This window comes from Guptibacillus algicola, assembly GCF_020171805.1.
GTDB lineage: Bacteria > Bacillota > Bacilli > Bacillales > Guptibacillaceae > Guptibacillus > Guptibacillus algicola.
This window is the reverse complement of sequence record NZ_JAIVAF010000001.1, coordinates 429,302-450,839: the sequence shown is the minus strand read 5'-3', so window position 1 is coordinate 450,839 and position 21,538 is coordinate 429,302. Positions and strand designations below refer to the sequence as shown.

The window sequence follows — 21,538 nt, the reverse complement described above, 5'->3', positions numbered from 1 at the left end:
GCTAGAATAGTAGTGTGAGAGGTGATCGCAACATGAAGGAACTTCAAGATAAAATGACAGATTATAAACGCTTTGCATTTATTTTATTAAGTTTAAGCGTATTCCTCTATATCGGTTCTTTTCTTCCAATGGAAGGACAAACAGATGAACGCGTCCTTATTCTGACTGGTGGAGGATTTCTATTAATAGGAATCGCGCTATTTTTCTATTCTCGTGCGATTGCCATCCAGAAAAAGTTAAACGATTCTGATACGACAAACGATTAATAAAAAGACCATTCTTTGTGGAATGGTCTTTTTTAATTCTTATCGTCATTAATACGTCATGATTTCTTTTAGACGTCCTTGCCATTTTTCATCATCCAGGATGATTTGAAAAGAAATGCGCCTGTTTTTTCTGAACGCATCACTAGTCGTACCTTCTACAACAGGTTTAAATTCAGAGTATCCTGTTGCTCCAAGGTATTTCGCATAGTCAGTGGTTGCGAGCTTAGGGTTAGCTTTCATAAGCTCTTTTACGACTGCAACTGATCGATCTGCTGATAACGTCCAATTATCATAGGGAACTTTATCAGTGTGACCTTCGATTAGAATAATATAGAGGTACTGACTGATATCTTCTTCTTCTATTAAGCTCGCAAAAACATCTGCAAGTTCATTCAGTACTTTTTTGCCTTCTGGGCTAACTTCAGCACTCCCCGTATCAAACAAGATGTCGCCCTCAACAGATATCGTATTGTTAGGACCCCTTACAATTTTGTCTTTCCCTACGTCCTCCTCTAACTGCTGCTCGATTAAATCACTTATATGTTTTTTAACATCTGCAACTTTCGCGAGCTCCTGTTTCATAACGGTTTGGTCATAAGCATCATAGATCATCTGTACAAATGCGATGATAGCTACGAAAAGCATAACCAACACGATCATTGCCATCATATCAGCAAAGCTTGGCCAGTAGTGTTCTTCTCCGTTTTCTGATTGAAAACGCCTCTTTCTACTTTTCATCGGTTATCACCAATAATACGAGAATGGATTTGTTGTTGAGCAGCTGTTTGTCTTCGTAAGTGATCCTCATATGATCGTAGTTGGAGCTGATACGACTCTGATAAATGATGCTGTATGTCTTTTAATTCCCGCGAGAGGCCTTGATACAGGGAGTCCATGCTAGTTGAAAGGGCTCTTAATTCATGCTGAAGCGGTTGATCTTTTTGTTCTCTTTCCATTTTATACATAATTGGTTCAAGTGCTTCACGTTTAATTTTATCAATTGCCGTAAACCATGCTTTTTCAAGCTGTGACACGGACTCAGCGAAGTCTTGAGATGCTCTTCCGTACTGATTTTGTTTATCTTGATAACGATAATACCACTCATCTTGCATTTGATGGATCCTTCGTTCGAGTTCTTCTTGAGATGATTGGTATCTTTGCATCTGCTCATCTAATCCTCTTAAGTAATGCTGTCCGGTTTCTTCTGCTTTCTTTTGTGTTTCCTTTATTAAGTGATCTGATCGTTGGACAAGCTGTTCGAACTTACGCTGACCATTTTCGTGATGTCTTGATAGTGCTTGAAGCTGAGAATCTAGTGTTTTAAGCTGACCAGATAGCTCTAATATACTCTGATTCACTTTTTCCTGTACGCCATCTAGCTGTGTAAAAGAACCCTGTAATTTATCAGAGAATACTTCTAGTGTAGAGGTGCTTTCTGCAAATTGATCTGTATAAGTTCGTTGTGAGGTAAGGATACCGTTAACATCCTGCATAGCTTTTTCTAATCCAGCCGTGAAATTAACCATGTTTGAAGAGAAGTCGCCTAGTGTTTCCTGGAAGCTGTCCTCGATGCGACCCGCCAGTCTATCTAAAATTCGTTCCATTTCATCATGAGGTTTTTCCTTGCTTAAACTTGCATGTAAATTATGATCGAGAAGAGCCTCACAATCAGAAATGATCTTATCGAGGTAATAGGCAGTTGTTCTACCACCAGTTAATACACCATTTTGAATCAACGTAAGAAACAACGCATTGCCAATACCAGCAATACTCGTAACAAAAGCTACACTCATCCCTTGGAATGGGCTTGAAATGGCAGCGATGACAGATGCAAGGTCTAAATTTGCATCTTCTGGTCTTTGTGATAAGAAGAGCAGGGTCTCTTGCATTGAAGCGATAGCCATTGTTAAACCGATAAAGGTTCCAAGAATTCCAATGATGATAGAAGTGGGGGGAAGCTGCTGCATGAACCTCATCATGCCACCCGCAGGTACTCTTACTAATCCAAATATGGCGACAGATTCTTTATAAAAATGTTTTTCGATTAGCGCCTGAGTATTAATAGGAGATATACCAGCAAGGTGGTACGCTTTATATTCCTCGATTACCTTCTGAAGCCACGGTGCCGCATACGTATTTTCATCGATTTTCATCTCAGAATGTTCAATATCTCTCAACCACTTTTTCATTTGAATAGCAATTTGAATTGTTGCCGTCACACCAAGAATAGCCAAAAAAACAATGATTGCGAGGACAACTGTTGTCACATTGAGCATGTACTCACCTCCGCTTTGTATAAGTGTATGTCCGGAGAATGAGAACTTTCATGCTTTCTTCGCGCGTTAGTAATGTCGAAATAAAACGATAAATGTCGTAAAATAATATTTTTACAAAATTATCAGGTAATTTAGTAGAAAAGGTTTACAAAGCCAAAAGACATCGATATACTAACCTTTGAAATCACTAATACAAAAGGAGGTCGAACAAAATGATGACAATTACAAAAGCAGTTGCAGAAGCGAAAGTTGAATATCTTAAAATGGTTCGACCGGCGCCTAATTTATAGGCATCCTTTTAGTTAATTAATTGGATATAATGCCGCAGGTCGATCCCCTGCGGTATATTTTAATTCTGCCGTAGGTATATTGCCTGCGGCCTTTTTGTGTCCAAAATTCGAGAGGAGGATTTAAATGATGTTGAAGATTGAAATGACTAGAAGAAAAGTAAGGAAGAAATGGGTGCCCTGAACTCTCGTATGAAAGGAGGTCGTTAGCATGGTACCGTTCCATTTACTGATCATTACTAGAGTAAAGAATCTGTTTGAGCCAAGTCTCTCATCTGAATGCCATCAGCGTGATATCAAACAACAACTATCTGAAAACAAGATGAAAGCATGCCGCACTGGTTCAATGTGGATGTAATAACAAAAACACTAAGGAGAAATGATCATGTTAACGATAAATTTATTATTTATAAAAGTAGGAATTACAGTTCAAGAGAAAACGGTGGAGGAAGAAATTCATTATCATAAGGTGAAAGAAGACATGACTAATCGTACTACTGGCGTAATGGAAAGACAGCCTTGGCTATTCTAACTATGAAAGGATGATTGAATGATGATGCATGCTTCAGGGAGAACGATTCAAAAATGGATGGCAGTAGAGAAAGGCTTAACCTGACAAAGTTAGAGGTAAGAGGAGGATTATCAAATGACGTTACATTTATTATTTATAACAGTGTCGATCACATTTTCAAAGAACCATAGATCGCTTAATGATGAGTTAGACGCGAAAAGAAAACGCGAACTAATCGAAAATATGGAGTATAAGAAAAGCTTGCATAGCCATTATTAAGCAACGAAAGGCAGAACGTTTCAGTTCTGTCTTTTTGAGTATATTAAAGATTGAGAACGTAATTTCGTTTTGAAATTAAGGTTGTGGGTATTGATAAGAATAGGACATTGTATAAAAATAAGGTTAATGGATGAAAAACGCTTTATCTTTTCGCCAATTATTAAACTTAGGAGTGAGAAACTTGAGAGAATTACAGAAACAGATCGTTAATGAATTAGGTGTTCAACCTTCAATCGATGTAAAAGAAGAACTAGAAAAACGAATTACATTCTTAAAAAACTACATAAAGAAAAGTGGTACGTCAGGTTTTGTTCTTGGTATATCTGGAGGGCAAGACTCTTCTCTCGCGGGGCGTCTCGCTCAACTAGCAGTTGAACAACTTCGAGAAGAAGGAACGGATGCATCCTTTATTGCAGTTCGTCTGCCATACGGAGAGCAAAAAGATGAAGACGATGCTCAAGCAGCACTCAAATTTATACAGCCAGATCAAACTGTTACGATAAATATTAAACCAGCTGTAGATGCTTCTGTTTCAGCTTACTTAGAGGCGACAGGAAACGACCTGACTGACTTTACGAAAGGTAACAACAAAGCACGTGAGCGAATGATATCACAATATAACATTGCTGGTGACGAGAATAAGCTAGTCATCGGAACAGATCATGCTGCTGAAGCAGTTACAGGTTTTTATACCAAGTTTGGCGATGGTGCATGTGATATCGCTCCATTGTTTGGTCTTAATAAAAGACAAGGTCGTTCAATGCTTGAACACCTTGGAATGCCAGACCACCTCGTTGATAAGGTACCAACAGCAGATTTAGAAGATGATCGCCCTGCACTTCCTGACGAAGAAGCGCTAGGGATAAGCTATAAACATATCGATGACTATTTAGAAGGAAGAGAAATTCCTGAAGATGCAGCCAAAACGTTAGAAAGCCACTACTTAAAAACAAAACATAAGAGAAACCTACCACCTACAATTCATGATAATTGGTGGAAGTAACAAGGAAAGAGACCTAAATAAGGTCTCTTTTCAGTTTGGAGAAAAGCCTGAATAATGTGTTCCCTATGCCGTAGGAGACCACCACTTGTCTTCGTTTATACGAACGCCCGAGCTCCCCTGCGGAAAATATGCCGTCCACTTCGAGACTGAAAGCCCGTTTTCATGGGAGTCAAGTGGTATTCACTCCTACTAGGTTGCGATCAATCAAAGCAAAATTATTATTAAGTAATCCTCAGCTTTAGTGTTCTAGAAGTAATTTATTTTGCTTTTGTCTTATTTTCAAAACCACATAATAATGTTGATTGGAGCAGAAAGATGCTCGATTCCTGCGGGACGTGTGCGACAGGTGAGACCCCACAGGAGCGTTTTTCAGCGACGAGGAGACTCACCACCCGCCCCGCGCAAAGCGAGCATGCTTAAACGAAAATCACCACGTTATTAATGGCGGGTGGTCGTCAAGACTTTCTCGACAACCTGGAAAGAGACCTGAATAAGGTCTCTTTTTTTTCATATTAATATCTATAAGTAGGACTGATTTCTTCCGTATAAAGTGCATTGTGAAGGGAAAGCATGTACATAAAATCACTATAAATAAAGGGGTCACGTAATGGGGGAATCAAAAGAATATTATTATTCGCTTGTAGCTAGTATCCTTAATTCACTTTCCTTGAACATCAGCGTTAGTATTGAGAGTCATTTCCCAGGTAACAGAAATATTGGAGGCAAATACTGTTTGAAGACAGACACGATTACGATGTATCTTGAGGAAATTAAAGATCAGTGTAGAAGTGTGCTGGGATCTGAGGAGAGACTGGTTGATTATTTTAAGGTGATTTTAGCACATGAGCTTGGTCATTCTGAAGATAGGGATTTAGAAGACCTCGCTATACGTAAATATAAAGCAAAGAGTAATTATGAAAAGCACCAGTTGGCGTTGGGAATTGAGGAGAATGCTTGGAACTATGCAAAACAAGTATTACCTGAACTTTTACCATTAATCCAGGTGATACAAAACCACTCTATGAAGATCTATGTGAATCGACATACGGGATAATTTGACAGAATATTCTGTGTACAAAACTTTTAGAAGCTGATAAAATAAAACAAACTAATCGTGCCCCCTATGTCTAAAGCCAACGAGTGTAAAGGTGTGAAGGACATGGAAGTAATCAAGACATATTATCCTAGAGTTAAGACAATCGAGGTGTTTATGATTCTTGTTTATTGTATTGTTGTCGCATTTGGCACTGTCCTCCTGTGGGTGAAAGGTGATTTAACTATTGAAAGATGGCAGACCTTTATGTTGATCGGCCTCATTTACATCGCATTCTGCATTTTATTAAGTTTATGTATACGCACTCAGCGAATCGAACTTACTGAAAAAGGAATGCAGCACAAACTGTTTGGGTTAAATCGAAGAGTCGTTTCATTTTCTTCTGTAAAAAGGGTTACATTTGGAAAAGTAAATGGTTCCATCGTAATCGCGATCGAAAAACATTACGATAAGAAAATAACGTATGTTCCTTATCTTCCATTTGAAGAAGACTGGGACGAGATTAGCTCATATATTAAACAAAAAAATAGCGAAGCCATCATTGCCATCTAAACGTCCAGTAGGACGTTTTTTGTTATATTCTCTAAAGATGGTAACAAGTTATGATCTAAACGAATACACTGCCATAAGTGAGGTGTGGCACTGATGGAATGGTTCGAGATTGTTGGTGTAGCTTCTATTGTAACTGCTCTTACGTTTATTCGTTTAAAGTTTGGACGTAATTCTAGACATTACCGCTACCTAAGAGAAGAATATATGTCAGAGAAATGGTCAAAAGAAAGAAAAGCTCATCGAGATTAGTGAAATCACGCTAATTAGGTGAGCTTTTTACTTTTTTAGGTATATAGAGATGGACAGACACAGTAGCCTCGCTTCACACATAAACTTAAGTTAAGGTGTAAGCCCAACATATGGGAGGTGAGTTTGTGTCGTTACTGGCAGCACTTGCTTACTTGTGTAAGGAAGTTCTTTTCTTTGTCTCATTCGTGAAAAACAACGCTTTTCCACAACCCTTATCCAAAAAGGATGAAAGAAAGTATTTAGAATTAATGGCACAAGGAGATGAAGAAGCTAGAAATCGATTAATCGAGCACAATTTACGTCTTGTAGCCCATATTGTTAAGAAATTCGAGAACACCGGAGAAGACCCTGAAGACCTCATCTCAATCGGAACGATCGGTTTGATCAAAGCGATCGAGAGCTATTCGACCGATAAAGGAACAAAGCTTGCAACCTACGCAGCTAGGTGTATTGAGAATGAAATCTTAATGCATCTACGCGCTCTTAAGAAAACAAAAAAAGATGTTTCCCTACATGACCCGATTGGTCAGGACAAAGAAGGGAATGAAATTTCGTTAATCGATGTATTGAAGGCTGAAACAGAAGATATTGTGGATCTAATACAGCTAAATATGGAAAAGCAGAAGATATATGATTATATTCATATATTGGATGAAAGAGAAAAGGAAGTAATCGTAGGCAGGTTTGGATTAAACCTCGAAAAAGAGCTTACCCAACGAGAGATTGCAAAGAAGCTAGGTATCTCAAGAAGTTATGTGTCTAGAATTGAAAAGAGAGCGTTAATGAAGCTCTTCCATGAGTTTTATCGTAATCGAAAAGAAAAAGGAAACGGAGCATAAGCCTGCCATTTGGCGGGCTTTTCATATGTTCCGAAAATTGGAAGTGAAATAAAGTTGATAAGAACAAGTGTTCTGAATATAATATGAGCAAAGGGAAAAAGGGGGAGCTTTTATGTTAAAGATGTTGCATCGCTGTTTACAACACCATCTCCCTATCGATTTAATTTACATGACTTCAGAACAGTTGATCACACACCGGACAGTCACGTTATATGTCATTACAGAACATGAGGTAAAAGGGTATTGTCATTTAAGAAATAGTTTGCGTACTTTCAAACTAGACGGAATCCTGGCTGCATATCCAACATCAGTTCAGAGTAAGTGAAAACCTTCTATACAAAAGAAAAGCCTCAGATTATAAAATCTGAGACTTTATCGCAAACTAAATTGCCTAACCCTATTCGATTGTGTCGCTGTCCGTGTTGTACGTGGTCATTAGTTTTTTAGTCCATACTTTATATCCTTCTCCATTTAAATGAAGGCCATCATACGTATAATCCTTATTAAGCTGACCATATTTCAAAAAGTCAGGGTGTAAGTCAATATACTGATAGTCATATAATAACGCAAGGTTCTTAATCTGCTCATTTAACTTTTTGATATCTTGATTTCTAACGTTGTGTCTCGTCAGTTTTTTATTGATTGGAAGAAGACTTTGGACGTAAACAGATGTAGTAGGAGATTTCTTTTTGATTGTATCAAGAATATACTTATAGTTAGTCTCGATTTTCTCAATGGATTGACCAGCTATCATGTCATTGATACCGATCATCAAATACAGTCGTGCAGGGTTAGCATTTGTAATTTCTTCTATCCTATTGATAACGCCTGTAGTTGTATCTCCTGCGATTCCTCTATTCAATACCTGATGATCACTTAATGCTTCTCCCCATTCGTAATAATCCGTTAAGCTATCTCCGAGAAAAATTGTTTCACTTTCCTGATGTTTATAAGAATCATATATGCTTTTCTTCGTTTGATAATATTTGGTGTAATACGTAATATTTTTCTTCTTAGATTCAGAATCGTTTTCCGGCATCTCATTTGCATTGGTTCGAATGAAGTTCGCTTGATTTTCTGCAATTAGAAGTAATAACGCTAATGCGCATGAAATAAGGGTTAGGATTAGTATTCTTTTCTTCAACATCATCACGCTCCTATTGAGTACGATAGCCATTATACCCTTTCTTCATCCAACCGAAAGGAAAAAATGCGATTTTTTTATGAAAATAGTAAAAAAACCCCCGACTATGAGGGGGTTAGAGAGTGATTTGTGTTTCTCTTGTTAGGAAATCTACGTCTTTGTAATAGGAATCTTTAACAAGAAGATTTGGACCGAGGCATTTAACCGCTGGGCAATGACAGCTAACTGATTTAGCGATTTTGCTCTCTTGCCACTTTCTATACGCTTCATTTAAGTTCGTATGTTGAATGTTTCCAAGAGGAGGTGTGTCGCCAAAGTCTGTAACGATAATATCACCATCAAATATGTTCATATTGAGGCGAGAGCGTCCATCTGGATCGTTTCGCACCGTAACATTAGGCTCAGCATATAAACGTTCCAAAAGCTTTAGGTCATCTGGATTGGAACTACATGGATAGAAAGGAAGTGTTCCGAAAAGTAACCATACGTTTGGATCTCTATGATCCAATAGTCTATGAATACCTTCTCGAATTTCTTCTAAAGAAGCTATATCCAGGTCAGAAGCAAAGTCGGATGGATACATCGGATGAATCTCGTGTCTTTGACAACCCATCTCAGCAATTTGTTGATGGATCGCTTCAATGTTTGGTATTGTTCTTCGATTTATCATCGTTTCTGCAGAAACTAAAACCCCGTTCGATGTAAGGTCTTTTGCATTTTCGACCATTCGATGAAAATATGCTTCACGTTGTTTTAGAGTTGGCTTCTTTTCCATTACAGCGAACCCTATATCCGTGAAATCATCTATGCTTCCATAGTTATGAGAAATATGTAATACATCGAGATACGGCAATATCATGTCATATCGTTTTCGATCTAATGTTAGATTCGAATTGATCTGAGTACGTGCTCCTCGTTCATGTGCGTACTTGAGAAGGGGGGCAACGTAATTCTTAACAGATTTCATTGATAGCATAGGTTCTCCACCAGTGATACTTAAAGCTCTAAGGTGTTCAACTTCATCTAAACGGTCTGTTAAAAGTGTAAGAGGCAGTGGGTCAGGATCTTTTGGTTGCAACGTATATCCTACCGCACAGTGCTCACACCTCATATTACATAAAGTTGTTGTTGTTAATTCAATGTTTGAAAGGACCTGCGTCCCATGTTCTTCAACGTCCATATAAGCTTCCCACGGGTCATTAGTGGGGGTAATGGTTGTTGTCATTATAATCGACCCCTTTTTAAATAGATAGCTATTATGTCTTCTTTCATTGTAGAACAATCACACATATAAAAATAGCCACCTCAAGGAATTCAGAAAACTCCGCTAATCCCTATACAACAATGACAAACTCTACATAAACTATCTTATCTAGGTGGAGTAGGTATAAATGAGAGAAGGAGGGGGAACATGAGTTACGGTTATGGCGGTTATGGCTGCGGATACCCCGGGTACGGATACCCATATCCACCGTACCCTTATCCAGGCTACGGCGGGTACTTTGCATTAATTGTTGTTCTTCTTGTATTGCTGCTAATAATTGGCGGCGGTTATTACTACTACACGAATTTTTACGGAAGAAGATATTGATAGGGTTTCGAACAAATAAAAAAACAAACACGTGAGGTTATCCTCTTGTGTTTGTTTTTTTTGTTGATGAACGTAAATCATCTCTTGTTGTTTTCTCCCAAAGCGGAACACCTTTTTGATAAGCGGCTCTAGAAATCATATGTCCTGATACTGGAGCAGTCATTAAAATGAATATAATTCCAAGCACCAGTTTTCCACTAACCATATTCTGTTCTACCAGAAAGTATAGAAAAGCAGCGATCATTATTCCAGCTACACCCAAAGTAGCACTTTTTGAAGCTGCGTGAAGGCGTGTGTAAACGTCGGGTAGACGAAAGACACCTAGGGCTCCAGAGAAAAGAAAAAACGTTCCGATGATCAATATGATACTAATCACGATTTCTTTCAATGATAACACCCTTTTCTAAGAATTTGGCGATTGCAACAGTACCAATGAAAGCAAGAATACCTATTAGAAGGATAATGTCATTAAAATACTGTGTTTCAAGTTTTATTGCAAGAATCCCTGCGATTGCCATTAGGTTGATTCCGATTGTGTCCAACGCTACTGCACGATCAGGATTAGATGGCCCTTTTATAGCTCTATATAACAGAAAAAGTGTTGAGATGGCAATGACGATTATACATATAGTAGATACAGTTGATAAGAGTGATGTCATCTCGTCACCTCCATGATTGCTTTTTCAAAGGTACCTTTAATTTCCTTGATGACTTCGTCAGCATCAGGTGCATCCATGGCATGTACATAAATAAACATATTGTCTGGTGAAACCGAAACGGAAAGCGTTCCTGGTGTCAAAGTGATTAGATTAGCAAGCATAGTTATTTCCCAGTTCGTTCTCACTTCGATTGGAACAGCAATAATTCCCGGTTCCATATTGAGCTTAGGACTATAGACAAGTTTAACCACTTGAATGTTTGCCATAATAAGTTCTTTTATAAATAGAAACAGTAGCTTGATGATCGACCATAGGCGGTAGAAATAGAATCGATCCGGAATAAAGCGCTCCATTAGTAACAACAGTACGATTCCTGATAGATATCCGATAAAGAATGTGCTGAATGAATAACTTTCAAACAAGAACATCCATAATACAGCGATGATCAGATTGATTATAATTTGAATTGACATGCCATCTACTCCTTCATCACCGAATCGATATAGTTGATTGGATCAATGATCTGATCTCCAATCGATTGAACGGTTGGGTAAAAGAATTCTGCACCAATTCCAAGCAGTACAGTAAAGAACAGTAGAAATGCAGCGGGCATGATCTTATTTCTAATAGAAATGTTTGGAACCTTTTCAAGTTTGTCTTCTCCCCAGAATCCTTTGATAAAGATTTTAATGATCGATATGAGGATAAGTAGACTAGTTAAAAGACCAATGACTGCTACAGTATAGTGTCCTTCTTCAAACGCCCCTCTTAAAATAAGTAGTTTTCCTACGAATCCACTGAATGGAGGAAGTCCTGCTAGTGCAAGTGCAGCGATAAAGAATAGCCAGCCAAGTACAGGTTGGTGTTTGATTAATCCACCCATTTTTCTTAAATCAGAAGTACCACTGTACGCAGCCATCGCACCCACTAGTAAAAACAATGCTGCTTTGATGATCATATCGTGAACGAGATAGTAAACAGATCCCGCAAGCGCCGTTGCGGAAAACACGCCAATGCCGAGTATCATATAACCAACCGCTGGGATGATGTTATAGGCTACGATCAATTGAATATTGTTTGTTGATAGTGCACCTACAACACCGAAGATCAATGTAAATGCAGCTAAAATGATGAATAGCTGATGTGTGAACGTAAGGTCATAAACAAAAATCAATGAAAAGACTCTTAATATCGAATATACCCCTACTTTCGTTAATAAAGCCCCAAAAAGAGCTGAGATAACGGTTGGGGGCACTGTATACGATTTTGGTAGCCAGAAATATAACGGAAATAACGCTCCCTTAGTTGCAAATACAACTAGTAACAGGATTGCGATCGTAGTAAGAATTCCGCCCTGTTCGACTTCACCAACTCGTTCTGCTAATTGAGCCATATTCACGGTCCCAACCACTGCATAGAGGAAGGATACTGTCGTGACAAACAAAATTGATGAAAACAAATTGATAATAATGTACTTAAAAGACTCTCTAAACTGTTCTTTCGTTCCTCCTAGAACAATTAACCCATAAGAAGCAATCAGTAATACCTCAAAGAATACGAACAGGTTAAACAAATCACCAGTAAGGAAGGCACCACTCACACCAGCAATCAAAAGCTGGAAGAGTGGATAGAAGTAAAACCGTTCTCGTTGTTCATCGAGTGAATGAAACGCATAAAATGCACAGGCAGTTGCAACGATGTTTGCTGTTACGACAAGCACCATTGCAAGAGGGTCTGCTACAAGAACGATTCCATAGGGAACTGTCCAGTCCCCTGCTTTTAATACCATCGTTCCATTCTGAACAACTTCATAGGCAATTGCCGACACAGCGATCAAGTTTATAATTACCATCACTTTAGTAATCATTCTGACGAGAGGAAGCTTACTGTTGAAGAATACAAGAAATATTCCGGTCAAAAGTGGTAGTAATATTGGCAATATGACTAAGTTACTCATGGTCGTTTCCCCTTAATTTCTCCATATTATCTGTTCCGTTAGTTTGATACGCTCGATACGCTAGCACAAGAAGAAATGATGTTACGCCGAAACTGATAACGATTGAAGTTAAGATTAACGCCTGCGGTAGCGGGTCGGCATAGTTCGTTACGTCTTCAGCTAAGATGGGTGGTTTTCCTCGATTAAGTTTCCCCATCGTTATAATGAAAAGGTGAGCACCGTGTGACAGTAAGGCAGTTCCTATGACGATTTTAAGTATTTGTTTTTGAAGCATCATATAGACGCCTGCTGTGAAAAGTAATCCAGCCAGCACGGACATAATTATTTCCATTATTCATTTCCTCCCTTCTTGCCGGGACGTAGTTTGATCATCGTGAAAATCCCGATTGCAGCAAGTCCGAGTACGAGAATTTCAAGCATTGTATCAAGACCTCGGAAATCCACTAGTATGACGTTTACAATATTGTCTCCTCCACCAAGTTTGTATGAATTCTTGATGAAGTAATCGGAAATTGGCTCGAACATCTTCGTGCTGTGTGAAGCAATTCCAATCAGTGTCACGATCACACCAACAGATATTGAGATGACCCAATTCACAACCTTCGTTCCTGAAGAAGATTTCTCTTTATCAAGGTCAGGAAGGTGATAGAAGCAAAGTAAAAATAAAGCTACTGTAACTGTTTCTACGATGAGCTGAGTTAGAGCTAAATCAGGTGCTCTGAAGAACACAAACAATAATGATAACCCATACCCTACGATACCCAATACAAGAATAGCCGCAATCCGATTATTCATAAATATTGTTCCAAAAGCTGCAACAGCCATAACGACCGCAATCATTACTTCAGGAAGAGCTATTGGGGCAAGGTCGTCGAACGATAGTGTAAAACCTCCTGTTACACTCATTGTTATCGCTAGTAGTGCAATGAAGAAGGTAAGGATGTATACAAGATAATGTCTTAATGATCCAGTCATATAGATGTTAGTTACCTTCTCAGATCCTTTAACCATACCGTTCATTAACGCATCAAATACTTTTGCGGCAGACATTTTACCTGGTAAAACATCGTATATGCGTACCCACTTTGTTCTCGTCATGTAGAGAAGCGTTCCAAAAATCAGAACAGCTAAACTCATGTACAGCTCAGGATTATAAAGTCCATGCCAGAACTTGATATGTGGATCAACAACTAAATTTGTAACCGAGTCAACCATCGGTGCTAATAGCAAGTGTCCAAAGGTATCTGGAATGATTGCAATGATAACGACTAAAGCAACTAGAATCATCGGTGAAATCAACATACCGATCGGTGCTTCATGAGGCTGTTTCTCAAGTGTATCCCGCTGCTTCCCAGTGAAGGTGCGGAAAAATATCATAACAGAATAGATAAACGTAAAAATACTTCCTCCAACTGCAAAATAAGGGAAGAAAGGTGATACGGCTTCAACGATTGGCGAAGCATGTTCAAAGTGAAGAGAAGATTTGAAGAACATCTCTTTACTCAAAAATCCGTTCAGTATTGGTAACGGAAAACCAGCCATTGAGAACGTTCCAATGAGAGCGAGAGTAGCCGTAATCGGCATGAACGTGAATAGTCCACCTAGACGGCGAATATCGCGTGTGCCTGTTTCATGATCGATAATTCCTGCCACCATGAACAGACTTCCTTTGAACGTAGCATGGTTAAGAATATGAAATACCGCTGCTAAGATAGCAGCCTTAGTTCCAAAACCAAGCATAGCCATGATCATACCTAGCTGACTGATCGTCGAATAAGCAAGAATTGCTTTGAGGTCCGTTTTGCGAACAGCCATGTAAGATCCCCAACACAAAGTCAGTAAACCAAACCCACTAACAATTAAGAAAAAGAGATCTGTTCCTGCAAAAACAAGGCTTAATCTAGCGACAAGATAAATCCCTGCTTTAACCATTGTTGCAGAGTGCAGAAAAGCACTTACTGGAGTTGGCGCTTCCATCGCATCTGGAAGCCAGGTGTGAAATGGAAACTGAGCTGATTTCGTAAAAGCCCCTAATAAGACTAGTATTAAAATGAATGTAAACAATGGAGAATTGACGATGAGATCGGCATTCTCGATGATTCCTCTTATGCTGGTTGTCCCCGTGATGTCTGACATAAGTAGAAATCCGCCAAGCATCGCAAGACCACCAAATACTGTAATGACCATTGATTTCAAAGCACCAGAAGTAGATTTCTCACGCTGGTACCAGTAACCGATCAATAGGAATGATGAAATACTTGTAAGCTCCCAGAATGTGTAAAGGACGAACAGATTATCTGAAAGAACGACACCAAGCATCGCACCCATAAATAAAAGCAGATAAACATAAAAATGGCCAAGTTTTTCCGCTTTACTTAAGTAATAGATGGAATACAGAACAACGAGCGATCCGATTCCGGTAATCAGAAGCGCGAAAAATAGGCCAAGACCGTCAATGAAAAATGTGACGTTTACACCGAGTGAAGGAATCCACTCAAACGTTTTAAGCGTATGTACTCCTTTTAAAACACCATTGATAAAAGTTAAAAAGTACCCGAATAACAAAATCGGAACTGCTAGAACAAACCATCCTAAGTGGACCTGTTTGACGCCCCGATAAATAAACGGGATGAAAAACGCTGCCAGAAAAGGAAGCAAGACAGCTGCATGAAGCATTCTATAAAACCCTCCCTAATTAAAGCTCACTATGAAAAAGTTCAAATGAACTTATTTTGCAATATCTCAATTGTAATCAAAAATCGACTCATTTTTCAACTTTTCATGCTCGAAAACTAACTTTACCGTATAAGTTTTCCAAACAACGCCAATTCTATTTGCGAAAGGAGTCATCTAATGATAAAATCCATATTTATTCTTATCCTTATAATAATTGGCGTAGCAGGTTGCGAAACGATATACGAAAGCAAGGACCTCTCCCCTTATGGTTCTAGAGAATATTATCGAGTAGTTGAAATGGAGCCGATTGGAGCAGCAATATGGGAGGATACACATTTATCGAATACATTAGCATCGATCAAGTCTCAACTAAAGAATGAAACAACTGTAAAGGACGTCATTGTTTTGTCGCATAATGAACAAGTCGTGGTAGCTCTTAAGCCTTATGCTTATGATAGGAGAACAATAGGTGATGTGCTTTCTAAATACGATGGTTGGTTTGAAGACCAAGGAATGAATGTCGCACTACTAACAGCTCCAAATCATTATCGCAAAGCAAAACAAATGAAGAAAAACGATGAGATGAATAGTGAGATGTGGGAATCGGAGTGGGGAAGTTTCTTTAGTAAGTGATCAAACAAAAAACCAACCTCACATAATAAGGCTGGTACATTACATTCTTATGAGAGATACCTTTTCATTTAAGCTTCTTCGTTCGATCTCTTTTTGGATTAATTTAATAAAGTCACTGCTAAGTTTAAGCTCTCTCGCTTTTACATAGGACTCGATCAATAGATCGTCTGATAATTTCTCCAATGAAGCACCTCCTAATAAGTAGGTTATTTTAACCGGTCATTCCGCATATAGTGTATGTGGATCTTTTATTTGCAGTTAGCTTACCACGTATGCAGAATCAGAACAACCGTTCCGTTATCCACAGTTAATAGTGGATAAAGTGTGGGTATATTGTTTATATACTTCAAATATTCAATAAACTTATGGCGTATTATGTGCATAAGGTTATCCACAGCTTAACGGATTAACAAATTTTGTCGAAAAGTTTTAGTTCTCAATTACTATTTAGTACAGCTTGTATAGAAATAAGGTAGTTGTACGTCTTTAAAATATTGATACAATAGGAATGTCATAAATACTAGGAGTGTTGCAATTGTTAAATTCTTTGTTACCTAATGAACATGTAGAAAATATATACCATATTAAACCTGAAGTTCTTAAAGAACGAGGGGTCAAAGGTATCATTACAGATTTGGATAACACGCTTGTCGAATGGGACAGGCCTGATGCTACACCTGAACTATTAAAGTGGTTTAGGCAGATGAGTGATCAGGGTATCATGGTGACGATTGTTTCAAATAACAATAAAACTCGAGTAGAGAAGTTTGCTTCTCCTACGGAAATCCCGTTTATCTATGAAGCAAAAAAGCCAATGACGAAAGCGTTCCGTAAGGCTTTGAAAGATATGAAGATCCAAGCTGATGATGCTGTGGTTATTGGTGATCAAATATTTACCGATGTACTTGGTGGTAATAGAATGGGACTTCATACTATACTTGTTGTTCCAGTAGCTAATACTGATGGTGTTTTCACGAGGTTTAACAGAAAAATGGAAAGTGCCTTCCTTTCTTGGATGAAACGTAAAGGGAAGATAAAGTGGGAGGAATAGGGTTGGAAAAAGATAGAATTATTTGTGCCGGTTGCGGCGTGAACATACAAACGGAAGATAAAAACGAATTGGGATATGCTCCTCCATCAGCTTTAAAACGCGACGTTGTGATTTGTCAACGCTGTTTTCGATTAAAGCACTATAATGAATTACAGGATGTATCACTGACCGACGATGATTTCTTGAAGATATTGAACGAAATCAGTCAAACTGATGCACTAATTGTTAAGATTGTCGATATTTTCGATTTTAACGGTAGTTGGTTGCCAGGTATTCAGCGATTCGCGGGTAACAATCCTGTATTGCTTGTTGGAAACAAGGTAGATTTATTACCAAAGTCTACAAACAAAACGAAGTTGATCAAATGGATGCAAGGAAGTGCTAGAGAAAATGGCCTAAAACCTGCTGATGTGAAATTGATGAGTGCGTCAAAAGGAGACGGTGTAATGGAAGTCGCAACTGAAATCGATCAGTTACGACAAGGAAGAGATGTTTATATTATTGGTTGTACAAACGTAGGTAAATCTACGTTCGTTAATAAACTAATTCAGGAATTTGGCGGAGATGCTGAGCAAATGATCACAACGAGTCAATTCCCAGGTACAACACTCGACCTTATCGATATTCCTCTAGATGATGGGAATACGTTATATGATACTCCTGGGATTATTAACCACCACCAGATGGCTCATTATGTTGATGCTGAAGAACTAAAGCTCATCAGCCCTAAAAAAGAAATTAAGCCAAAGGTATTCCAATTAAATGAAGGTCAAACGTTATTCTTTGGGGGACTGTCCCGACTGGATTTTGTTGAAGGCGGACGTCAGTCGTTTATTTGTCATGTTTCAAACGATTTGTATATCCACCGAACAAAAACAGAGAAAGCAGACGACCTTTATCGTGATCATCTCGGAGAAATCTTATACCCGCCCGGAGAAAAAACGAAATTAGAACTTCCTCAATTAGTTGGGCATGAATTTAAAATTAAGGAAGATAAGATGGATATTGTATTTTCAGGACTCGGGTGGGTAACGGTTTCTGGTAAAGGATCAACTGTAAAAGCTTATGCTCCTGAAGGTGTAGGCATTTCTATTCGAAATTCACTAATATAGGAGGATTGCTATGGGGAAACTATTTGGACTAGTAGGTCATCCTCTTGGCCACTCGATGTCTCCTCTCATGCATAATACTGAGTTTCGAGAGCTTGGATTACCCCATCACTATCAACCATTTGAGTTGAAGGAAGATGAGCTTGAAGAAGGTATTAAAGCAATGAGGTTACTAGGAGTAGAAGGGTTTAACGTTACGATTCCTCACAAAGTGTCGATCATACCTATGTTAGACGAAGTTGAACAAGAAGCGATGGAAATAGGCGCGGTAAATACCGTTTATCGTAAAGAAAACCTTTTGATTGGCGCAAACACAGATGGACAAGGCTACCTACAATCATTGCTGAAGCTAACCGGTGAAGATAGTCTTGTAAATAAAAACGTATTGGTTATTGGAGCAGGAGGGGCAGCAAGGGCTGTTGCGGTCTCAATTTCTAGATCTGGAGTAAGTTCAATGACCATTGCGAACAGAACCGTAGAAAAAGCAGAAAAGCTAAGTGACGTTTGTCGTCCTTATGCAGAGGTTGACGCAATTTCTCTTGAATTAGCGAACTTGTCACTAGAAGCTTACGATATTATCATCAATACTACTTCAATCGGCATGAGCCCAGACATAAACAATGTGCCTATACCTGTTCAAGATGTAAAAGAGGGTGTTGTGATGAGTGATTTAATTTATAATCCACTCGAAACGCTCTGGCTTACAGAAGGAAGAGAGAAGGGCGCTATCACGGCGAATGGTCTCTCGATGTTCGTTGAGCAAGGTGCACTAGCATTTGAAAAATGGTTAGGCATCAAACCTGATCGATCTAGGATGACAGAAACGGTGTTAAATAAGTTAGGAGGAAAATAATGTTAACAGGTAAACAAAAAAGATTTTTACGTTCAAAAGCTCATCATCTTAATCCAATTTTTCAAGTTGGTAAAAGTGGTGTGAATGAAAATATGGTGCAACAAATTGAGGAAGCATTAGAAGCTAGGGAACTAATAAAGGTAAGCATCCTACAGAACTGTGATGAGGATCGCAATACGGTAGGACAAGAACTATCAAGTGAAGCTGACGCTGAGCTCGTACAGATTATCGGAAACACAATCGTCCTTTATAAAGAATCAAAAGAGAACAAAGAAATTATTCTTCCATAATGGTAGCTAATAAGATGAGAGTTGGTCTCTTAGGAGGAACGTTTGACCCACCGCATATCGGACATTTAACACTCGCTCAGGGAGTTCTTGAAGAATGTCAGTTGGATGAAGTGTGGTTCATGCCTACTCACCTTCCCCCTCATAAAAATGGCAAGGTGAGCGATAATCATCATAGAGCTGAAATGGTGCAGCGGGCAATAGAAGGAAACCCTTCATTTAAAATCTCGTTGGTTGAGTTTGAAAGAAATGGGCGTTCATACACGGTTGATACAATTGAAATATTGAAGAAGAGCTATCCCGACATTGATTTTCATTTCATCGTCGGGGGAGATATGATAGAGGACTTACCGAATTGGCACCGAATCGAAGAACTTTCTCGCATGATCTCTTTCATAGGTGTCAATCGTCCTGGATATGAACCGGGGGAAGAAACTAAAAGTGTAACGTTAGTGGATGTCCCTCAGATTGACGTATCCTCCAGTATAATTAGGGACGCAATAAAGTTTGGTAGGAGTGGACGGTACTTGCTAACTGATTCTGTCCGAAATTATATTGTGAGGAAGGGATTGTATGATGAATAGAGACGAGGCATTACAGCTTGTAAAACCACACCTAACAGATCATCGGTATGAACATACGATAGGGGTTACAGATACAGCAATCGAACTTGCAAAGATGTATGGCGCAGATGTGAAGAAGACAGAAATAGCAGCTATCTTTCATGACTATGCCAAGTTTCGTCCAAAAGATGAAATGAGGCAGATTGTTAAGGAACATGGGTTGTCTAACGACTTGCTAGATTATTCTACAGAGCTACTTCATGCTCCTGTAGGTGCAATTCTTGTGAAAAGAGAAATAGGTATCAACGATGAAGATATCCTTAATGCTATTCATTATCACACATCCGGCCGCCCTAACATGACTATTATTGAGAAGTGTGTATTTCTAGCTGACTATATTGAACCAGGAAGAAAATTTCCGGGTGTGGAAGAAGTTAGAGAACTATCACGTGAAGATCTTGATAAAGCCATCGTTCAGTCACTAAAAAACACGGTGAACTTTCTGATGAAGAAAAATCAACCTGTTTATCCAGCAACGCTTGATACGTACAATAATCTTGTAAAAGCTTAGCTGAAGAGAGAAGGGAGAAACAAATGGAAGAAACGAACATGATTACGTTGGCTGCAAAAGCAGCTGATGATAAACGAGCAGAAGATATTATCGCGCTAAACATGAATGGTGTTTCTTTAATCGCAGATTATTTCTTAATCTGTCACGGTAATTCTGAGAAACAAGTTCAAGCGATTGCAACAGAAGTCAAAAACCAAGCTTTAGAGCAGGGGATGGATGTGAAAAGACTTGAAGGATACGATCAAGCACGTTGGGTGCTTGTCGATTTAGGATCCGTTATTGTCCATATCTTCCATAAAGACGAGCGAAATTATTACAATCTAGAAAAGCTATGGGGAGATGCTCCACATCTTCCTTTAAATGAAATACTAGCGTAATATGGATTCTTATGAACAGTTTTCATATGTCTATGATCGACTCATGGATGAGGCACCTTATGATAAGTGGACGGAATTAGTTTTAAATGAGCGCGGGTCTGGCAAAGTATTAGATTTAGGGTGTGGCACGGGTGAGTGTTCGGTAAGGCTCGCTGATAAGGGGTTTGACGTAACAGCTGTAGACCTTTCAGAGCAAATGCTTTCTGTTGCACATGACAAAGCAATCAGACATAGCTTGAACGTTCGGTTCATTCAACAAGATATGCGTGACCTAGAGACAGCTGAACGCTATGATGTGGTTACAATTTTTTGTGATTCGTTAAACTATATTACGGATGAACACGGTGTAAAATCCACATTTGCTAGAATATATGACCATCTAAACCCTGGTGGGGTTTTGCTATTTGATGTACATTCCATGCACAAAATCACCAACCTTTTCGTAGGTCATACATTTGCAAGTAATGATGAGGAAATCTCATATATTTGGAATAGCTTCGAAGGAGAGGAAAAAGGCTCTGTTGAACATGATTTAAGCTTTTTCCTTGAGAACGAGGAAGGATTGTATGAGCGATTTGATGAAATGCATCTACAAAGAACGTTTTTAGTTGAAGAATACACTGAATGGTTACGTGAAGCAGGATTCAGTAATCTCAGTGTTACCGCTGATTTTTCTGACCTTTCTCCTACCGATAACTCCGAGAGAATATTTTTTAGAGCATGCAAAGAAGGTTGATTTCGATCGAAATCA

Annotated in this window: 31 protein-coding genes; 20 read left to right on the top strand and 11 right to left on the bottom strand. The window is 38.8% G+C overall.

Annotation, left to right across the window (positions count from 1 at the left end):
• Window positions 1-32: 32 nt before the first annotated feature.
• Window positions 33-266, top strand: coding sequence for a YrhC family protein (locus LCM09_RS02510; protein ID WP_224878539.1), 234 nt, complete (start codon window positions 33-35; stop codon window positions 264-266).
• A 48-nt stretch (window positions 267-314) separates the two neighbouring features.
• On the opposite strand, the gene LCM09_RS02505 is transcribed toward LCM09_RS02510, so the two are convergent.
• Together LCM09_RS02505 and LCM09_RS02500 are read right to left on the bottom strand one after the other, a co-directional pair.
• Window positions 315-1,004: an OmpA/MotB family protein gene (locus LCM09_RS02505; protein WP_224878538.1), complete on the bottom strand. Its 690-nt coding sequence runs from the start codon at window positions 1,002-1,004 to the stop codon at window positions 315-317.
• Window positions 1,001-2,542, bottom strand: coding sequence for a hypothetical protein (locus tag LCM09_RS02500; RefSeq protein WP_224878537.1), 1,542 nt, complete (start codon window positions 2,540-2,542; stop codon window positions 1,001-1,003). Before LCM09_RS02500 ends, LCM09_RS02505 begins: the two co-directional genes overlap by 4 nt.
• A gap of 498 nt (window positions 2,543-3,040) precedes the next feature.
• Between LCM09_RS02500 and LCM09_RS02495 the strand changes: the two genes are divergently transcribed.
• The 9 genes from LCM09_RS02495 (at window position 3,041) to LCM09_RS02455 (ending at window position 7,641) form a co-directional block, all read left to right on the top strand.
• Complete coding sequence (locus LCM09_RS02495; RefSeq protein ID WP_224878536.1) at window positions 3,041-3,187, top strand: hypothetical protein; 147 nt, start codon at window positions 3,041-3,043, stop codon at window positions 3,185-3,187.
• A gap of 27 nt (window positions 3,188-3,214) precedes the next feature.
• On the top strand, window positions 3,215-3,361 hold the full coding sequence (locus tag LCM09_RS02490; protein WP_224878535.1) for a hypothetical protein: 147 nt from the start codon (window positions 3,215-3,217) through the stop codon (window positions 3,359-3,361).
• A 114-nt stretch (window positions 3,362-3,475) separates the two neighbouring features.
• Window positions 3,476-3,619, top strand: coding sequence for a hypothetical protein (locus LCM09_RS02485; RefSeq protein ID WP_224878534.1), 144 nt, complete (start codon window positions 3,476-3,478; stop codon window positions 3,617-3,619).
• A gap of 130 nt (window positions 3,620-3,749) precedes the next feature.
• Window positions 3,750-4,622, top strand: coding sequence for an NAD(+) synthase (gene nadE, locus LCM09_RS02480; RefSeq protein WP_224878533.1), 873 nt, complete (start codon window positions 3,750-3,752; stop codon window positions 4,620-4,622).
• Between the two features lie 607 nt (window positions 4,623-5,229).
• The gene (locus tag LCM09_RS02475; RefSeq protein ID WP_224878532.1) at window positions 5,230-5,676 is read left to right on the top strand and encodes a hypothetical protein; all 447 of its coding nucleotides are present in this window, start codon (window positions 5,230-5,232) and stop codon (window positions 5,674-5,676) included.
• 105 nt (window positions 5,677-5,781) lie between these two features.
• The gene (locus LCM09_RS02470; protein ID WP_224878531.1) at window positions 5,782-6,228 is read left to right on the top strand and encodes a hypothetical protein; all 447 of its coding nucleotides are present in this window, start codon (window positions 5,782-5,784) and stop codon (window positions 6,226-6,228) included.
• Between the two features lie 93 nt (window positions 6,229-6,321).
• Entirely contained in the window at window positions 6,322-6,477 is a 156-nt protein-coding gene (locus LCM09_RS02465) for a hypothetical protein (RefSeq protein WP_224878530.1), read from the top strand.
• Window positions 6,478-6,602: 125 nt separating this feature from the next.
• Window positions 6,603-7,316, top strand: coding sequence for an RNA polymerase sporulation sigma factor SigK (gene sigK, locus LCM09_RS02460; RefSeq protein WP_224878529.1), 714 nt, complete (start codon window positions 6,603-6,605; stop codon window positions 7,314-7,316).
• Window positions 7,317-7,428: 112 nt separating this feature from the next.
• Window positions 7,429-7,641 carry a WYL domain-containing protein gene (locus LCM09_RS02455; RefSeq protein WP_224878528.1) on the top strand — a complete coding sequence of 71 codons (213 nt, stop codon included), beginning with the start codon at window positions 7,429-7,431 and terminating at the stop codon, window positions 7,639-7,641.
• Between the two features lie 72 nt (window positions 7,642-7,713).
• Here the strand turns inward: LCM09_RS02455 and LCM09_RS02450 are convergent, their stop codons facing one another.
• Window positions 7,714-8,493, bottom strand: coding sequence for a GDSL-type esterase/lipase family protein (locus tag LCM09_RS02450; protein ID WP_224878527.1), 780 nt, complete (start codon window positions 8,491-8,493; stop codon window positions 7,714-7,716).
• 82 nt (window positions 8,494-8,575) lie between these two features.
• Window positions 8,576-9,685, bottom strand: a complete 1,110-nt coding sequence (gene yfkAB / locus LCM09_RS02445) for a radical SAM/CxCxxxxC motif protein YfkAB (RefSeq protein WP_224878526.1) — start codon at window positions 9,683-9,685, stop codon at window positions 8,576-8,578.
• A 186-nt stretch (window positions 9,686-9,871) separates the two neighbouring features.
• On the opposite strand from yfkAB, the gene LCM09_RS02440 reads away from it, so the two are divergent.
• A complete protein-coding gene (locus LCM09_RS02440; RefSeq protein ID WP_224878525.1) occupies window positions 9,872-10,051 on the top strand; it encodes a YjcZ family sporulation protein in 180 nt (59 codons plus the stop codon).
• A 37-nt stretch (window positions 10,052-10,088) separates the two neighbouring features.
• Here the strand turns inward: LCM09_RS02440 and mnhG are convergent, their stop codons facing one another.
• Genes mnhG through LCM09_RS02410 form a run of 6 tightly spaced genes read right to left on the bottom strand, consistent with a single transcriptional unit; the run spans window position 10,089 to window position 15,343 of the window.
• Window positions 10,089-10,427: a monovalent cation/H(+) antiporter subunit G gene (mnhG, locus tag LCM09_RS02435; RefSeq protein ID WP_318246480.1), complete on the bottom strand. Its 339-nt coding sequence runs from the start codon at window positions 10,425-10,427 to the stop codon at window positions 10,089-10,091.
• A complete protein-coding gene (locus LCM09_RS02430) occupies window positions 10,420-10,710 on the bottom strand; it encodes a Na(+)/H(+) antiporter subunit F1 (protein ID WP_224878523.1) in 291 nt (96 codons plus the stop codon). Before LCM09_RS02430 ends, mnhG begins: the two co-directional genes overlap by 8 nt.
• Complete coding sequence (locus tag LCM09_RS02425; protein ID WP_224878522.1) at window positions 10,707-11,183, bottom strand: Na+/H+ antiporter subunit E; 477 nt, start codon at window positions 11,181-11,183, stop codon at window positions 10,707-10,709. Before LCM09_RS02425 ends, LCM09_RS02430 begins: the two co-directional genes overlap by 4 nt.
• A 5-nt stretch (window positions 11,184-11,188) precedes the next feature.
• Window positions 11,189-12,667, bottom strand: a complete 1,479-nt coding sequence (locus LCM09_RS02420) for a Na+/H+ antiporter subunit D (protein ID WP_224878521.1) — start codon at window positions 12,665-12,667, stop codon at window positions 11,189-11,191.
• Window positions 12,660-12,998 (bottom strand): Na(+)/H(+) antiporter subunit C, encoded by a 339-nt coding sequence (locus LCM09_RS02415; RefSeq protein WP_224878520.1) that lies wholly within the window; start codon window positions 12,996-12,998, stop codon window positions 12,660-12,662. The genes LCM09_RS02420 and LCM09_RS02415 overlap by 8 nt, the downstream gene beginning before the upstream one ends.
• A complete protein-coding gene (locus LCM09_RS02410; protein ID WP_224878519.1) occupies window positions 12,998-15,343 on the bottom strand; it encodes a Na+/H+ antiporter subunit A in 2,346 nt (781 codons plus the stop codon). The genes LCM09_RS02415 and LCM09_RS02410 overlap by 1 nt, the downstream gene beginning before the upstream one ends.
• A 177-nt stretch (window positions 15,344-15,520) precedes the next feature.
• Between LCM09_RS02410 and LCM09_RS02405 the strand changes: the two genes are divergently transcribed.
• Window positions 15,521-15,976: a hypothetical protein gene (locus LCM09_RS02405; protein WP_224878518.1), complete on the top strand. Its 456-nt coding sequence runs from the start codon at window positions 15,521-15,523 to the stop codon at window positions 15,974-15,976.
• A gap of 39 nt (window positions 15,977-16,015) precedes the next feature.
• Here LCM09_RS02405 and LCM09_RS02400 read toward each other — a convergent pair whose 3' ends face one another.
• Window positions 16,016-16,159, bottom strand: a complete 144-nt coding sequence (locus tag LCM09_RS02400) for a sporulation histidine kinase inhibitor Sda (RefSeq protein ID WP_224878517.1) — start codon at window positions 16,157-16,159, stop codon at window positions 16,016-16,018.
• Window positions 16,160-16,511: 352 nt separating this feature from the next.
• Between LCM09_RS02400 and LCM09_RS02395 the strand changes: the two genes are divergently transcribed.
• The 8 genes from LCM09_RS02395 to LCM09_RS02360 are packed head-to-tail and all read left to right on the top strand — an operon-like array spanning window position 16,512 to window position 21,523.
• Window positions 16,512-17,027 carry a YqeG family HAD IIIA-type phosphatase gene (locus LCM09_RS02395; RefSeq protein WP_224878516.1) on the top strand — a complete coding sequence of 172 codons (516 nt, stop codon included), beginning with the start codon at window positions 16,512-16,514 and terminating at the stop codon, window positions 17,025-17,027.
• Between the two features lie 2 nt (window positions 17,028-17,029).
• Complete coding sequence (yqeH, locus tag LCM09_RS02390) at window positions 17,030-18,139, top strand: ribosome biogenesis GTPase YqeH (RefSeq protein WP_224878515.1); 1,110 nt, start codon at window positions 17,030-17,032, stop codon at window positions 18,137-18,139.
• Between the two features lie 10 nt (window positions 18,140-18,149).
• Window positions 18,150-18,989 (top strand): shikimate dehydrogenase, encoded by an 840-nt coding sequence (gene aroE / locus LCM09_RS02385; protein ID WP_224878514.1) that lies wholly within the window; start codon window positions 18,150-18,152, stop codon window positions 18,987-18,989.
• Window positions 18,989-19,279: a ribosome assembly RNA-binding protein YhbY gene (gene yhbY / locus LCM09_RS02380; protein ID WP_224878513.1), complete on the top strand. Its 291-nt coding sequence runs from the start codon at window positions 18,989-18,991 to the stop codon at window positions 19,277-19,279. The genes aroE and yhbY overlap by 1 nt, the downstream gene beginning before the upstream one ends.
• Window positions 19,280-19,293: 14 nt before the next feature.
• Window positions 19,294-19,860: a nicotinate-nucleotide adenylyltransferase gene (locus LCM09_RS02375; protein WP_224878512.1), complete on the top strand. Its 567-nt coding sequence runs from the start codon at window positions 19,294-19,296 to the stop codon at window positions 19,858-19,860.
• The gene (gene yqeK / locus LCM09_RS02370; RefSeq protein ID WP_224880050.1) at window positions 19,853-20,410 is read left to right on the top strand and encodes a bis(5'-nucleosyl)-tetraphosphatase (symmetrical) YqeK; all 558 of its coding nucleotides are present in this window, start codon (window positions 19,853-19,855) and stop codon (window positions 20,408-20,410) included. Before LCM09_RS02375 ends, yqeK begins: the two co-directional genes overlap by 8 nt.
• 23 nt (window positions 20,411-20,433) lie before the next feature.
• Window positions 20,434-20,787: a ribosome silencing factor gene (rsfS, locus tag LCM09_RS02365; RefSeq protein ID WP_224878511.1), complete on the top strand. Its 354-nt coding sequence runs from the start codon at window positions 20,434-20,436 to the stop codon at window positions 20,785-20,787.
• 1 nt (window position 20,788) lies between these two features.
• Window positions 20,789-21,523, top strand: coding sequence for a class I SAM-dependent DNA methyltransferase (locus tag LCM09_RS02360; protein ID WP_224878510.1), 735 nt, complete (start codon window positions 20,789-20,791; stop codon window positions 21,521-21,523).
• Window positions 21,524-21,538 lie beyond the last annotated feature (15 nt).

Coding starts and splice junctions, on each gene's coding strand:
- LCM09_RS02455 (WP_224878528.1), top strand. CDS start 7,429: ATGTTAAAGATGTTGCATCGCTGTTTACAACACCATCTCCCTATCGAT.
- yqeK (WP_224880050.1), top strand. CDS start 19,853: ATGAATAGAGACGAGGCATTACAGCTTGTAAAACCACACCTAACAGAT.
- LCM09_RS02405 (WP_224878518.1), top strand. CDS start 15,521: ATGATAAAATCCATATTTATTCTTATCCTTATAATAATTGGCGTAGCA.
- LCM09_RS02415 (WP_224878520.1), bottom strand. CDS start 12,998: ATGGAAATAATTATGTCCGTGCTGGCTGGATTACTTTTCACAGCAGGC.
- LCM09_RS02375 (WP_224878512.1), top strand. CDS start 19,294: ATGAGAGTTGGTCTCTTAGGAGGAACGTTTGACCCACCGCATATCGGA.
- LCM09_RS02505 (WP_224878538.1), bottom strand. CDS start 1,004: ATGAAAAGTAGAAAGAGGCGTTTTCAATCAGAAAACGGAGAAGAACAC.
- LCM09_RS02410 (WP_224878519.1), bottom strand. CDS start 15,343: ATGCTTCATGCAGCTGTCTTGCTTCCTTTTCTGGCAGCGTTTTTCATC.
- LCM09_RS02425 (WP_224878522.1), bottom strand. CDS start 11,183: ATGTCAATTCAAATTATAATCAATCTGATCATCGCTGTATTATGGATG.
- LCM09_RS02475 (WP_224878532.1), top strand. CDS start 5,230: ATGGGGGAATCAAAAGAATATTATTATTCGCTTGTAGCTAGTATCCTT.
- yfkAB (WP_224878526.1), bottom strand. CDS start 9,685: ATGACAACAACCATTACCCCCACTAATGACCCGTGGGAAGCTTATATG.
- LCM09_RS02495 (WP_224878536.1), top strand. CDS start 3,041: ATGGTACCGTTCCATTTACTGATCATTACTAGAGTAAAGAATCTGTTT.
- LCM09_RS02470 (WP_224878531.1), top strand. CDS start 5,782: ATGGAAGTAATCAAGACATATTATCCTAGAGTTAAGACAATCGAGGTG.
- LCM09_RS02360 (WP_224878510.1), top strand. CDS start 20,789: ATGGATTCTTATGAACAGTTTTCATATGTCTATGATCGACTCATGGAT.
- LCM09_RS02465 (WP_224878530.1), top strand. CDS start 6,322: ATGGAATGGTTCGAGATTGTTGGTGTAGCTTCTATTGTAACTGCTCTT.
- LCM09_RS02510 (WP_224878539.1), top strand. CDS start 33: ATGAAGGAACTTCAAGATAAAATGACAGATTATAAACGCTTTGCATTT.
- LCM09_RS02500 (WP_224878537.1), bottom strand. CDS start 2,542: ATGCTCAATGTGACAACAGTTGTCCTCGCAATCATTGTTTTTTTGGCT.
- yhbY (WP_224878513.1), top strand. CDS start 18,989: ATGTTAACAGGTAAACAAAAAAGATTTTTACGTTCAAAAGCTCATCAT.
- nadE (WP_224878533.1), top strand. CDS start 3,750: ATGAAAAACGCTTTATCTTTTCGCCAATTATTAAACTTAGGAGTGAGA.
- aroE (WP_224878514.1), top strand. CDS start 18,150: ATGGGGAAACTATTTGGACTAGTAGGTCATCCTCTTGGCCACTCGATG.
- LCM09_RS02440 (WP_224878525.1), top strand. CDS start 9,872: ATGAGTTACGGTTATGGCGGTTATGGCTGCGGATACCCCGGGTACGGA.
- rsfS (WP_224878511.1), top strand. CDS start 20,434: ATGGAAGAAACGAACATGATTACGTTGGCTGCAAAAGCAGCTGATGAT.
- LCM09_RS02430 (WP_224878523.1), bottom strand. CDS start 10,710: ATGACATCACTCTTATCAACTGTATCTACTATATGTATAATCGTCATT.
- LCM09_RS02490 (WP_224878535.1), top strand. CDS start 3,215: ATGTTAACGATAAATTTATTATTTATAAAAGTAGGAATTACAGTTCAA.
- LCM09_RS02485 (WP_224878534.1), top strand. CDS start 3,476: ATGACGTTACATTTATTATTTATAACAGTGTCGATCACATTTTCAAAG.
- LCM09_RS02450 (WP_224878527.1), bottom strand. CDS start 8,493: ATGGCTATCGTACTCAATAGGAGCGTGATGATGTTGAAGAAAAGAATA.
- LCM09_RS02420 (WP_224878521.1), bottom strand. CDS start 12,667: ATGAGTAACTTAGTCATATTGCCAATATTACTACCACTTTTGACCGGA.